Below are 13311 nucleotides of genomic sequence, written 5' to 3'. Positions count from 1 at the left end.
TGGGCGACGAGCGGTCGAGGGAGGTCATGGCATGACGTGGCACGTGGCGGAGGACGACCTGCGCGCCTACGCGCAGGGTGAGCTGGCACCACCCCTGCTGTGGTCCGCCGACGCCCATCTCACCGGGTGCGCCCTGTGCCGGGCCCGGCTCGCCGAAGCCGTCGACCCGGTCGCCCTGGACGCCGCCTGGGAGCGGCTGGACGCCGAGCTGGACGCGCCGCGGCCGGGCCCGGTCGAGCGGCTGCTGACGCGGCTCGGCGTGGCCGACCACACCGCGCGGCTGCTCGCCGCGACACCGGTGCTGCGTCGCTCCTGGCTGCTCTCGGTGCTGTTCCTGCTGGTCACGACGGTGCTGGCGGTGCGCGTGGCGGATCGGCCGACGCTGTTCCTCGCGCTCGCCCCGCTGCTCCCGCTCGCGGGGGTCGCCCTGTCCTACGGGCCGTCGCTCGACCCGACGTACGAGATGGCGGTGGTCGCCCCGCTGCACGGCTTCCGGCTGCTGATGATCCGCACCGTGGCGGTGCTCACCGCGGGGCTGGTCTGCAACGGCCTGGCGACGCTGGCCCTTCCGGCGTACGGGCTGCTGGCCCTGGCCTGGCTGCTGCCGGCGCTCGCCCTGACGGCCACGGGGCTCGCGCTGAGCGCCCGGCTGGGTTCGGTCCTCGCGCCGACCCTGGTCGGCGGGGGATGGCTGACGCTGCTGGTCTTCACCGGGAACCAGACGCGGGCACACGACACGCTCGCCCCGTTCACGGCCGGGGGCCAGGCGGCCGCGGCGGCGGTGACGGCCCTCGCCGCCCTCCTGCTCTACCAGGGCCGGGACCGCTTCGACGCGCGTCCCCTGGGCGGCTTCCACAACGGCGGCGCCGCATGACCCGCCCCCCGGGCCCCGGCCCCGATCCCGGTTCAGGCGCCGATCCCGGTTCCGGTGCTGAACCCGGCCTCGATCCCGGTTCAGGCGCCGAACGGGGTTCCGTCCCCGGCTCCGGTGCCGGTCCAGATCCCGGCCTCGGCCCCGGCACCAAACCCGTTCCCACCCCCGGCCCCGCCCCCGCTTCCGGTGCTGAACCCGGGTCCGGCCCCGTTTCCCCACCCGCCTCCGCCCCCGTCCCCGCCTCCGTTCCTCAACCGGATTCCCAGGAGCCTCACATGACCACCGCATCCGTCTCGGGACCCGTTCCGGAGCCCGGTCCGGAGCCCGTTTCCGGGGCGACCGGGCCCGCCGCCGGGTCCGCCGCCGGACCTGTCACCGGGCACGGCGGCCGTGGCGCCTCGGGTCCCGCCACCCTCACGGCCACCGACCTGTCGCTGCGCTTCGGCGCGACCCGGGCCCTCGACGGGGTCTCACTCCGGCTGCGCAGGGGCGTCACGGGTCTGCTGGGTCCCAACGGCGCGGGAAAGACGAGCCTGTTGCGGGTGCTGGCCACGGCCGTCCCGCCCGGCGGCGGCCGGTTCACGGCCCTCGGCCATGATCCCGGCACCGCCTCCGGACGACTCGCCCTGCGCCGCACGCTCGGCTATCTGCCGCAGAACCCCGGCTTCCACACGGACTTCACGGCCTTCGACTTCGTGGACTACGTGGCGATCCTGAAGGAGCTGACCGACCGCTCCGCCCGGTTGCGCGAGGTGCGGCGCGTGCTGGACGCCGTCGACCTCTCCGACGTGCGCGGGACCCGCATCAAGCGGCTGTCCGGCGGCATGCGTCAGCGCGTCGCCCTGGCCGCGGCCCTCGTCGGGGACCCCGGCTTCCTGGTGCTGGACGAACCGACCGTGGGTCTCGACCCCGAACAGCGGATGCGTTTCCGGGAGTTGATCGCCGAGGCGGGCGAGGGCCGCACGGTGCTGCTGTCCACGCACCTGACGGAGGACGTGGCGATGCTCTGCCACCGTGTGGTGGTGCTGGCCCGCGGCCGGGTCCGCTTCGAGGGCGCTCCGGCCGAGCTGACCGCCCGCGCGGCGGGCCGGGTATGGAGCAGCGCCGAACGCGACCCCGGCGCTCTGGCAGGCTGGCGCACCGGCACCGGCGCCTTCCGGAACGTGGGGGACCCCCCGAAGGGCGCCGACCTGCTGGAACCCACCCTGGAGGACGGGTACCTGCTCGCTCTCGACGCCGACGGCGACAGTGCGGCGGTGACGGCATGAGCGCGGCGACCATGACGACCACCGAGCCGGCGACGGCGTTCGCCGAGCCCGCGCGCGAGGGGCACCGCGTCCGGGCCGTCCTCGCCCTCGCCCGGTTCGAGGTCCGGGAACTGCTGCTTCAGGTTCCGCTGCTGCTGACCTTCGCCCTCTACGTCGGCTTCGTGGCCCTGCGGCTCATGCACCGGGACGGCATGGACGACTATCCCGTCCTCAACACCGTCGACCGGCAGACCCAGGCGGAGCCTCTGCTGTTCGCCGTCGCCGTGTTCATCTGCTGCAACGCGGCCGCGCTGCGCTCCCGCAAGAGCCAGACGGTGCAGCAGTTCGACGTCCTGGCGATGGAGCCCTGGCGGCGCACCCTCGCCCATGTGCTGTCCGTGGTGCCGTTCGCGGCGCTCACCGCGCTCGTCGTCGCGGTCGAGTTCGCGCGGGAGGCGCTGAAGCCCGGCGCGATCAGCCACGGCTCGGTGGGGGAGCTGGCCGTCGCGCCCCTGACCGTGCTGCTGGCCGGTGTCCTGGGAGTGCTGCTGGCCCGTCTGCTGCCGTCCTCCTTCGTTCCCATACTGCTCTCGATCCCCCTCTACCTGCTCTTCGTCCTCGCCTCCGCAGCGGAGGACTCGGGCCGGTGGGCGGGCTGGCTCTCACCGTTCCTCTTCGTCGTCCAAGGCGGCGGCGACCCGGTGCCCAGCGATCTGCTCGGCCGCCCGGCCGGCTGGCACGCCCTGTACGTGACGGGTCTGTGCGCGGTGCTGACCTGCGTGGCGCTGCTGCGGTCCGGCGGCCGGACCCGGGCCGTCTGGGCGGCTGCCGTCCTCGCGCTGGCAGTGACCGTGACCGGTGCGGTCGGCCAGTACCCGCGCGACGCGAAGGCGTTGGACACGGCCCGCGAAACGGCGGCCGCCACCCCGCAGAAGGTCCAGTCGTGCGAGCGGCGCGGCCGCTCGACCTACTGCTCCTTCGACGAGTGGAGCGGTGTGCGTTCCGAATGGGCCGAGGTCGTCGACCGCGTGCAGTCCGCGGCCGGCGGCACGGCTGCCGGGGCACGCCTGACGATCCGCCAGCGTGTCTACATCGACGACCAGGTGGAGGTCGACGGAGCCCTCACGCCCTCCACCACGCCGGGCGAGGTGACCGTCGGCACCCGCTGGGGCGGCAACCGCGTCCCCGAGTTCGCGGTCGGCGCCGCCGTCGTCCTGGTAGGGGGCAGGGAGGACATGACGACGCAGGACCTCTGCGACGACGCGCGTGCGGTGACCGTCATGTGGCTGGTCCTGAGCACCGACCCCACCCCGACGGCGACCTTCCAGAACGTGCGGCTCGACGACAGCCTCAGCGGCCCGGCCGTCGTCCTGGCCCCGACGAACGGAATGAGCCTGACGGGCCCGCAGACGACGGTCCTCCAGGAACTGCTGAAGCGTCCGCGTGCGGCGATGACGGCACGCGTCAAGGCCCACTGGGCGCAGCTGACGTCTCCGCGCACGACGACCGCGCAGGCGGCGAGGCTCCTGGGCGTCGAGGTGCCCAAGGAGGCGGAGAAGTGCGAGGAGTAGGCGAGGCACGCGGAGCCGACGAAGCGCGAGGAGTAGGCGAGGCACGCGGAGCGGACGAAGCGCGAGGAGTAGGCGAGGCACGCGGAGCCGACGAAGCGCGGGAAGTGGACGAAGCGCGGGAAGTGGACGAAGCGCGGGAAGTGGACGAAGCGCGCGGAGCGGACGAAGCGCGGGACGAAGCGCGCGGAGCGAACGAAGCGTGCGGAGCGAACGAAGCGGGAGTGGACCAAGCGCGGGAAGTGAGCGCGGTGCGCGGAGGGGGCGAGGTGGACGGAGAACGCACCGGGCGGCTGTGGCCGCAGCTCGTGCCGTACGTGCTGCGCTCCGCCCGTACGACGCCGCTGCTGGTGGCGGGGGCGGTCGGGTGGCTGCTCGTGAGCATCCCCGCTGCCGTCTCGTCCGGTCTGCGGCTCTCCGACGCGGTGCTGCTGATCCGTGCGGGAGCGGTACTCCTCGCCGTGGGCGCGGCGTTCGTGCTGGACGACGCCGCGGCCGCCACGACCGAGGTGACGCCGGTGCCGCGCTGGCTGCCGCGCACCCTGCGCGCCGGCGTGGCCGTGGTGTCGGTGGGGCTGGGCTGGGCCGGTGTGCTGGCCGGGGGCGCCCGGGCGGTCGGGCCGGACGAGCGCGGGCTGCTGCCGTGGGGCGGGCTGACGCTGGAAGCGGCGGGGCTGCTCGCCCTCGTGCTGGCGCTCGCCGCGCTGGGACTGCGCCGCACCGCCGGGAGCGGCGGCGGTGCCCTCGCGACGCCCGGAGTTCTGCTCGCCGTCGTCCTCGCCGTGCTGGCTCCGCTGCCCGAGTGGTCGCAGCCGTTCGCGCTGCCCTTGTCGAGGGGCTGGGACCCCTCGCGCGGGGTGTGGGCGGCACTGCTGGCGGCGGCCGCCCTGACGGTGGTCGTCCTGTTCAGGGAACCCGTCGGCCGCCGCGGCCTGCGTCTGCACCTGCGCCCGCACCCGCGCCTGCACCCGCGTCGGCCGGACGGACGGTGGAGAGGACCGAGATGACCGGAACCGGGAGGAGCGACGACTGCGACGACTGAGAGACCGAGATGGTCCTACGGCCCTCTACGCCACCCGCCAACCGCCCCGACACCCACACCCGCCCGACACCCACACCCGCCTGACGCCCACCCGCCCCCGACGCCCACACCCGCCCGACGCCGACACCCGCCCCGCCGCCTCCGCCCCCCGGCTCACGTTTCCGAGCGGTACATCAGGTCCGTTTCGTGGGTGACGAAGCCCAGGCGTTCGTACACCGACACCGCCGCCTTGTTGTCGGCGTCGACGTACAGCATCGCCGTGGGGAGTTCCTGCGCGGCGAGGTGGCGCAGGCCGATCGTGGTGAGGGCCTTGCCCAGGCCGCTCCCCTGGGCGTCGGGGGCGACGCCGAGGACGTACACCTCGCCGAGCTGTTCCTCGGCGTGGACCTTCGTCCAGTGGAAGCCGACGAGCTGCTCGCCGCGGTGGGCGAGGAAGAAGCCGGCGGGGTCGAACCAGGGCTGGGCCATGCGGTCGTCGAGGTCGCGCTGGGTGAGGGAGCCCTGTTCGGGATGGTGGGCGAAGGAGGCGGCGTTGAGGGCGAGCCAGGCGGAGTCGTCCCGGCCGGGGACGAAGGCGCGCACGCCGACGCCCGCGGGCAGCACCGGCTCGGGCAGTGCGAGGTCGGTCAACGACCGCCGCATCTGGCGCAGTTCGCGAAACAGCGTCAGTCCGAGGACCTGGGCGAGGTGGCGGGCGGCGGAGTGGCCGCCGTGCGCCCAGACCCGCAGCCGTTTGCCGGAGGCGGCGAGCAGGGCCGAGCCGAGGGCCCGGCCGTGCCCGTGGCCGCGGTGGGAGGGGTGGACGACCAGTTCGGCGGCGGGCGCCTCGACCGGGTCGGTGTCCTCCAGCTGGGCGTATCCGACGAGTTCGCCGTCGAGGGTGAGGACCAGATGACTGACGCCGTCGCGGGGGCCTCCGCGCAGTTGCAGCCGGCCCTGTTCGGACACCGCCTGCTGGCCGTCCGTCCGGGCGGCGGCCGCGAGCAGGTCGAGGACGGCCTCGGCCTGGGCGGGGGTGAGCTCGGAGTGGGTCTCGATGGAACGGGAGCCGGGGATCCGTGCGATGTCGTCGCTGGTCATGCGTACGAGGGTAAGGGGCGGACGCCGCAAAGTGGGAGCAAAGGAGGGGGCAAAGGGAAACCAGGATGTAACCATGAACCCCCTGTCGCGCTACGCGCGTTGACCTTAGGCTGCGCCGGACGGGAGCCACCTATTCCCAGCCGACCACAGGGGGGCGCATGCCAGCCACTTCCCAGCCGCACCGGGCCGACAGACCCGGCCGGCGCCGTACGTACCGTCTTGTCGCGGCCTCCGCGGTTCTCGCCACCGCCGGCGCGCTTGCCGCCGCGCTCCCGGCGGACGCCCACGAGGGCGGGCACGGCAAGCCGTCGCCGAGCCGCTACCAGGACGTGCAACTGCTGTCCTTCAACGACCTGCACGGCAACCTGGAACCGCCGTCCGGTTCCTCGGGCCGGGTCACGGAGTCGCAGGCGGACGGTACGACGAAGACGATCGACGCGGGCGGTGTGGAGTACCTCGCCACCCATCTGCGTGAGGCCCGCAAGGGCAACCCGTACTCCGTCACCGCCGCCGCCGGCGACATGGTCGGCGCCTCCCCGCTGGTCTCGGGCCTGTTCCACGACGAGCCCACCATCGAGGCGCTGAACAGGCTCGACCTGGACGTCACCTCCGTCGGCAACCACGAGTTCGACGAGGGCTCGAAGGAACTGGGCCGGCTGCAGAAGGGCGGCTGTCACCCGACCGACGGCTGCTACGGCGGCAAGAGGTTCCGGGGCGCCGACTTCCCGTACCTCGCGGCGAACGTGCTGAACGAGAAGTCCGGCAAGCCGATCCTGAAGCCGTACTGGGTGTGGAAGAAGAAGGACGTCAAGATCGGCTTCATCGGCGTGACGCTGGAGGGCACTCCGGGCGTCGTGTCGGCCGAGGGCGTGAAGGGCCTCGCGTTCAAGGACGAGGTCGAGACGATCAACAAGTACGCCAAGGTGCTCCAGAAGCAGGGCGTCAAGTCGATCGTGGCGCTGATCCACGAGGGCGGTCTGCCGGCCTCGGGTTCCTACAACTACGACTGCGACTCGCCGGGCGCGGGCGCCGGGATCTCCGGCCCGATCGTGGACATCGCGAAGAACGTCACGCCGGCGGTGGACGCGCTGGTGACGGGTCACACGCACACGGCCTACGCCTGCACGATCCCGGACCCGTCGGGCCGGCCGCGCACGGTCACGTCGGCCGCGTCCTTCGGCCGCCTCTACACGGACACCACGCTGACGTACGACCGCTACACCGGCGACATCGCGCGCACGGCGGTCCGGTCGGCGAACCACGTGGTCACCCGGACCGTCGCCAAGGCGCCGGACATGACCGAGCTGGTCTCCCGGTGGAACACGCTGGCGGCGCCGATCGGCAACCGCGCGATCGGCTACGTCACCGCGGACGTCCCGAGCACGGGCACCGAGTCGCCGATGGGCGACCTGATCGCGGACGCCCAGCTCTGGTACGGCAGGAAGCTCGACGCGGGGACGGACGTCGCCCTGATGAACCCGGGCGGTGTCCGGTCCGGTCTCACCTACGCGGCCAAGGGCGCTGAGGGCGACGGCGTGGTGACCTACGCCGAGGGCTTCACCGTGCAGCCGTTCTCCAACACCGTGAACCTCCAGGACTTCACCGGCGCCCAGCTGATCCAGGTCCTCAAGGAGCAGGTGAGCGGGGTGAACGCGAGCGCGCCGAAGATCCTTCAGCCGTCCGCCAACCTGACGTACACGCTGGACATGACGAAGGCCGGCGCGGACCGTGTCGTCACGGACTCCATCCGGCTCGACGGCGTGGCGATCGACCCGGCCGCCACCTACCGCGTCTCCACCAACAGCTTCCTCGCGGGCGGCGGCGACGGCTTCACCACGCTGGGTCTGGGCACGAACGACCTGGTGGGCGCAGACGACCTGACCGCTCTGGAGCAGTACCTGACGGCCAACTCCTCGGCGTCGGCCCCGCTGGCCCCGCCGGCGGCGAACCGGATCACCGTCGTGCAGTAGCACCACCGCACCACCGCGGTGCAGCAGTACCGCAGTTCAGCAGTACCCCCGCCGCGCACCGGCACCACGTGCACAGGCACAGCCCCCGCGCAGTCGCACACCGCGCGGGGGCGCCCCTCTCGGGGACGATGAGGCGGCCGCGTCGTGAACGCGGCCGCCTCGTCGTGTTCCTGCCCGGCGGCCGGGCGGACGTCACCGCCCCGTCACCGCCCGGTCATCGCCCCGCGGTCACCTGATGACCCAGCCGAACGCCTTGCCGCCCGCCGGGATGCCGCCCGTGCCCGGCCGGAGCACCGTGACGGTCTCGTTCGGGTCGGCGCTGTCCGTGTGCGAGACGACGTTGTTCCACGGCGCCTGGTAGACCGATCCGCCGGCCTGCGGCCCGTTCGGCATACCGATGGAGACATGCGTCGGGGACGCGTCGATGTACTGGCCCATGTGCTGGTTGGCGCCCGGCGTGCCCGGCACGCCGTTGTATCCCGCGTACAGGACGTCGTCGTGGTCGCCGGGGGCGCCCACCAGGGAGAACGTCTGCACGGAGCCCGCGCCGGCCACCGTGCCCTGGGACTCGCCGGGGACGCCGACGGCGAGCTGGAGGTCGGCCCAGCCCGGCGCGGCCCTGCCGGGGGCGAGGTTGACGGCGGCGAGGCTCTCGCCGAACCGGTCGCCGGTCTCGACGGCGCCGACCACGCTCGCCTGGTCCTGGTTGATCACCGTCTGCTGCGACCAGTCGCTGTTGGCGGGGAAGGCGAGGACGAAGACGGTGCCGCCGTTCGCCAGGTTCGTGGTGGTGCCGGACGGGACGATCGACTCGCCCGGCGCGCCCACGGCGACGATCGAGTCGCCGTTCGTGCCCTTGGGGACGATGGCGACGGACTTGCCCATCTCGTCGCCCTTCTCCGCACCGCCGGAGATCTTGTCGAGGTCCTGGTCGATGCCCGCGCGCACGACCGGCTTGGCGTTCGCGCCCGGGGTGTGGGTCAGGACGGCGAGGCCGCCCGCGTCGGCCTTGTCGCCGATGTCCTCGCCCGGTATGCCGATGACGATGTTGGTCATGTCGGCGGCGACGGCGGTGCCGACCCTGTCGCCGGTCTCAGGGGAGCCCGGCAGTCCGGCGTTCTGGGAGAGGTACAGGTTCGTGTCGCCGTGGACGTACACCACGGAGCCGGCGTCGACGACGGAGCCGACGTCCTCGCCGGGGTCGCCGATCACGATGTAGGGCTCGTCGTCGCGGGTGATGCCGGCGGCCAGGGAGTAGCCGAGCGTGTCGCCCTTCTCCTTGGCCGCGCCCTTCAGCCCGCCGGTGCCCTCGCCCTGGGCGTAGTTGTCGGAGGCGCGTCCCTTGCCCAGGCCGCCGGGGGAGCCGTAGACCACGGAGACCATGCCGACGTCGGCGATGGTGCCGGCGTCCTCGTACGGGGTGGAGACGGCGAGGTCGGTGTAGCCGTCCTTGTCGTAGTCGACGGTGGCCAGCGCGTAGCCGAAGCGGTCGCCGGGCTCGGCGCCGCCGGGCACGACGTCCTGGTCCTGGTCCAGTTCGGCGGTGCCCTTGCCGCCGCCGTAGACGACGTGGACCGCGCCGGCCTCGGCGTCGCCGCCGACAACGGCCTTGGGGTCGCCGACGGCCGTGTCCTCGGCGCCGTCGCCGTTGAAGTCGGTGAAGGGCGCGGACTCGGTGGTGGAGCGGATCCAGGCGGCGATGTCGTCGGTGCGGGTGACGACGCCGCTGGTGGAGGTCTGCGCGGGGTCGGAGCCGAAGCAGCCGCCCTGGTCGGAGCGGGAGGCGACGCCGATCAGGCCGCCGGGGGCGACGACGGGGGCGCCCGAGTCGCCGGCGCAGATCGCCGCGCCGGAGGCGCCGTGGACGGTGAGGTCGGTGGCGCCGACCTGGTCGACCAGGAAGCTGTCGCCGTGGAGCTTGAGCGGGGCCCACTCGTCCTTGGTGCGTCCGTAGCCGGTGACCGACACGGTGGAGTCCGCGGCCGGGGCGGTGGCGGCGAGGCCGGGCGCGGCGATGCCGGCGACGGGCGCGGACAGCCGGGCCAGGACCAGGTCGCGGTCGTCGCGCGGGACGAGCTGGACCACGTTGCGGACGACGCCCGCGGCGGTGGTCAGGTCGGTGCGTCCGATGGTCGCCGTGGTCTTCAGCCGGGGCGCCCCGGCGGGGATCCTGACGGAGTCGGCCGGGTTGTCCGCGAAGCAGGACGCGGCGGTGGCGAGCCACTGGGGGGCGATCAGGACCGCGGAGCATCCCTTGGCGCCGCCGCCGATGTCGAGGCGGGCGGTGTAGGCGTGGCTGGAGTCGGTCTCGGGCTTGCCGGACACGGCGTGCGCGGAGAGGAGGGGCGCGCCGATGACGGCGGCGGTCACGAGGGCCGCGAGCGCGGTGGAGCGTTTGCCTGTGGTGGTCATGTGGTGGTCGTCTTCCCCGTTCGGCGTTACTTGCTGGTGCGTATCTCGACCAGGACGAATTCCCGGCCGTCCGGATCGGCGGCCTCGCCGGCCGCCTTCCATTCGCCCCTGCCGACGTCGAGGTTCTGCGTGGCTCCGTCGGTGGTGAGCTGTACGGCGGTCTCGTGGCCGGCCTCGCCCTTCACTCCGTAGACGGAGGGGATCTCCAGGGTGAGGCGGCCGGAGGCGCCGGTGGCGCGGAAGCAGACCTTGTCGCTCCTGCGCGAGTACACCTCCAGCAGACCGGTGCCGGAGGCGCAGTCGGCGAGCGTGATGTGGCCGTCGCCGCGCTTGAGCGTGATGCCGCGCTGCGCCTTGACGGCGTCGGCGCCGGGGTAGGCGAAGTCCTCGACCGTGTAGCCGGGCGCGCCGTCGGCGGCCGGCGCCGCGTGACCGGCGGCGGTGCGGGAGGTGGGCGGGTGGTGGGAGGCGACCGGGGCCGACGCGAAGGCGACGGCTGCGGCGCAGGCGGCGGCGACCGCACCGGTGGTGATGATCCGCCGTGCGTGTTTCAAGGTGGTGGTCCCCCTGACGAGAGTTGCCGTGCGTGCTCGGTGCCCGTCCCGTCGCGGGACGGTGGCGCTACTCCGCTCACCGCCTGAAGTACGCCTGCACGTCCGCTATATGACGGCACGTCAGGCAGCATCGGAGGCCGCCGCATTCAAACAGCCGCACGGCTGCGCCGCCACTGATTTGAACGGGGGCGCGCCGCCGCCGAGGTGAACGCGGACGCCGGCCGCCCGTCCGCCGGCCGCCCGTCCGCCGTGCGGCCGGGCGGCCGGCGCCCCGTCAGGTCAGGACGCGGTGGGGGTCCAGTCCCCCAGCCAGTCCGCGACCTCCTGCTGGGCGGCCTGCGCGGCGCTCAGCTGGGGACGGTCGGTGCTCGCGGCGCCCGCTCCCGCGCCCTTGTTCTGGTACTCGGCGAACCGGTCGTCCCGCCAGGAGAAGCCGCTCATGTCGGTCCAGGGCGCGGTCCTGATCGCCGCGCTCAGCGTGCTGTTGCGGACCGTGGCCTGCGGGTCGAGGCTCGCGTCGCCGCCGGCGTGCCAGGGGCGGCCGAGGTAGAAGCTGCGGTCGGAGACGTCCCCGCCGATCGTGGTGTCGGTGATCAGGATGCCCTTGCGGCCGGCGGCGGTGCTGGGGGCGGTGACGTAGCCGGCCGAGGTGCCGTTGAAGCGCTTCTTCAGCGTGATGACGGACTTGTCGATCACGGCGGTGGCGCGGCCGAAGATGAAGTCGACGTTGCCGATCACATAGGAGTTCGTCATGTAGACGCGGCCGAGCTTGTCCTTGGAGGCGGTGTCCACCAGCAGGGTGTCCTGGTCGCCGCTGACGATGACGCCGTCCAGGAAGACCTTGTCGGCGGCGGTGCGCAGGGCGACCGCCTGGCCGGCGATGTCCTGGTGGGCGGCCTCGTCGAAGTCGTTGGAGATGGTCAGGTTGCGGGCCTGGAAGTCGTCCGCCTCGACGGCGACGGTGGCGCTGCCGCCGGTGCCGTACGTGCCGCCGCCCGGCTTGGGGGTGCCCGAGGCGTTGTTGTAGACGATCGTGGTGTCCTTGCGGCTGCCGCCGGTGCCCCGGATGGTGACGTGCGGCTTGTTGGACGGCACCTTGACCAGCTCGCGGTACGTGCCCGGCTTGACGGCGATCACGACGCGCGAGGGGTTGTTCGCGGGTACGGCGTTCACGGCGGCCTGCACGGTCGAGTACTGCCCGCTGCCGTCCTTGGCCACGGTGAGCGTGGTCGCGGCGGCGGCCTGAGCGGCGGCGCCCTTCGTCGCGGCCCCGGCCCCGGCCGTCGCCGACTTCGCCGTCGTCGACTTCGCCGTGGTCGACTTCGTGGCGGCCGTCGGCGTCGTGCCGATCGAACTGCGCGGACCGGCACCCGACTTGAGCAGGGCGGGCACGTCCGCCGCCTTGTCGAGGGTGTACGGGTAGTACGTCCTCGGGTCCCAGGCCGCGCCCGACCCGCCGCTCTCGTTCTTGCCGCTCGTGCCGGAGAGCAGGTTGCCGCGCTGGACGAGCGTGGCCGTCGCGTCCCGGACCACGGGGTTGGTCATCCCCTGGAAGTAGGAGTTCTCCAGCACCATGTTGGTCCGGCCGCGGGAGTAGTTGCCGTAGGACGACTTGATCGCCGTCCCCGCCACGTCCTCCAGGAAGTTGTTGTAGAGGTGCGCGTGCGCGACGTTGTCCGTGGAGGGATTTCGCTGCTCGGTCTCGCGGATCCAGTTGTGGTGGATCGTGATGTCGGCGGTGACGTTGTCGGTCCAGCCGATGCCGAACGCCTTGTTGTCCTGACCGAGCCTGTTCCAGGAGACGGTCAGGTACGTGGTGTCCTTGCGGCTGTCGATGAGCCCGTCGGCCATGTGCCGGATGTCGTTGTGGTCGATCCAGACGTGGTGCGCACCGTCCATCTGGATGCCGTCGTAGTCGTGCTCCTTGTCGTTCCAGACGCCCTGGTAGGCGTCCCGGATCGTCAGGTTGCGGATGATCACGTTGTGGACGCCCTGGCCGAGGAAGAACCCGCCGCCCACGATCTGCCCGGCGGTCCCGGAGCCGACGATCGTCTTGTCCGACTGGACCTTGATCTCCTTGCCGACCGGGTTCATGGTGATCGTCGCGGCGACGACGATGACGTACGGCTCGGGGGCCGTCGCGTACTTCTCCAGGTCGGCGAGGGTCTTCACGGTGACGGTCCGGCCGTCGCGGCCGCCGTAGGTGCCGTTCTGGCCCAGGGCGTGGACGGACGCGAAGCCGTCGGCGGAGGCGGTGGCCCAGTCGGGCGCGGCCGTGGTCGCGGCGGCCGCGCTGGCCTGCCCGACCGCGCCGAAGAGGCCGGGTTCCGTGCCGTAGGCGAAGGCGCCGGCGGCGATCAGGGCGAGGGGGAGACCGGCCGTGAGCGCCTTCCCGCCTCTGCGGTGACGGGGCCCGGCCGGTGCGGTCGATCCGGCCGTGCCGACCGGGGCGGGCGTCCCGGCCGGCTCCGGTGACGTGCGGCGATGCTCGCTCATGCGGCGAACCCTTCCGTGTGTGGGGGCTTGACTGCGGGGGAGTCGCCGCCCGGCGCGGGAAGGTTGCC

At 73.0% G+C, this 13311-nt stretch carries 9 protein-coding genes; 5 read left to right on the top strand and 4 right to left on the bottom strand.

The window, feature by feature from the left end; all coding sequences use genetic code 11:
• The first annotated feature begins 31 nt into the window (after positions 1–31).
• The 4 genes from OG802_RS16620 (at position 32) to OG802_RS16605 (ending at position 4696) form a co-directional block, all read left to right on the top strand.
• Positions 32–874, top strand: a complete 843-nt coding sequence (locus OG802_RS16620; RefSeq protein WP_329411364.1) for a zf-HC2 domain-containing protein — start codon at positions 32–34, stop codon at positions 872–874.
• Positions 875–1149: 275 nt separating this feature from the next.
• The gene (locus tag OG802_RS16615) at positions 1150–2142 is read left to right on the top strand and encodes an ABC transporter ATP-binding protein (protein ID WP_329411362.1); all 993 of its coding nucleotides are present in this window, start codon (positions 1150–1152) and stop codon (positions 2140–2142) included.
• On the top strand, positions 2139–3692 hold the full coding sequence (locus OG802_RS16610) for an ABC transporter permease (protein WP_329411360.1): 1554 nt from the start codon (positions 2139–2141) through the stop codon (positions 3690–3692). Before OG802_RS16615 ends, OG802_RS16610 begins: the two co-directional genes overlap by 4 nt.
• Before the next feature lie 266 nt (positions 3693–3958).
• A complete protein-coding gene (locus OG802_RS16605) occupies positions 3959–4696 on the top strand; it encodes a hypothetical protein (RefSeq protein WP_329411358.1) in 738 nt (245 codons plus the stop codon).
• 188 nt (positions 4697–4884) lie between these two features.
• Here OG802_RS16605 and mshD read toward each other — a convergent pair whose 3' ends face one another.
• Positions 4885–5811, bottom strand: a complete 927-nt coding sequence (gene mshD, locus OG802_RS16600; protein ID WP_329411357.1) for a mycothiol synthase — start codon at positions 5809–5811, stop codon at positions 4885–4887.
• Between the two features lie 158 nt (positions 5812–5969).
• Between mshD and OG802_RS16595 the strand changes: the two genes are divergently transcribed.
• Positions 5970–7781, top strand: coding sequence for a bifunctional metallophosphatase/5'-nucleotidase (locus tag OG802_RS16595; RefSeq protein WP_329411355.1), 1812 nt, complete (start codon positions 5970–5972; stop codon positions 7779–7781).
• 228 nt (positions 7782–8009) lie between these two features.
• Here the strand turns inward: OG802_RS16595 and OG802_RS16590 are convergent, their stop codons facing one another.
• The 3 genes from OG802_RS16590 to OG802_RS16580 all read right to left on the bottom strand — a co-directional run bounded on the left by OG802_RS16590 (position 8010) and on the right by OG802_RS16580 (position 13243).
• On the bottom strand, positions 8010–10193 hold the full coding sequence (locus OG802_RS16590; protein WP_329411353.1) for a trypsin-like serine protease: 2184 nt from the start codon (positions 10191–10193) through the stop codon (positions 8010–8012).
• Positions 10194–10219: 26 nt separating this feature from the next.
• Positions 10220–10747 carry a hypothetical protein gene (locus tag OG802_RS16585; RefSeq protein ID WP_329411351.1) on the bottom strand — a complete coding sequence of 176 codons (528 nt, stop codon included), beginning with the start codon at positions 10745–10747 and terminating at the stop codon, positions 10220–10222.
• Between the two features lie 279 nt (positions 10748–11026).
• The gene (locus OG802_RS16580) at positions 11027–13243 is read right to left on the bottom strand and encodes a pectinesterase family protein (RefSeq protein ID WP_329411350.1); all 2217 of its coding nucleotides are present in this window, start codon (positions 13241–13243) and stop codon (positions 11027–11029) included.
• Between the last annotated feature and the right edge of the window lie 68 nt (positions 13244–13311).

The sequence above is a fragment of the Streptomyces sp. NBC_00704 genome, from assembly GCF_036226605.1.
GTDB lineage: Bacteria > Actinomycetota > Actinomycetes > Streptomycetales > Streptomycetaceae > Streptomyces.
This window is presented reverse-complemented; position numbering and strand designations above follow the sequence as displayed.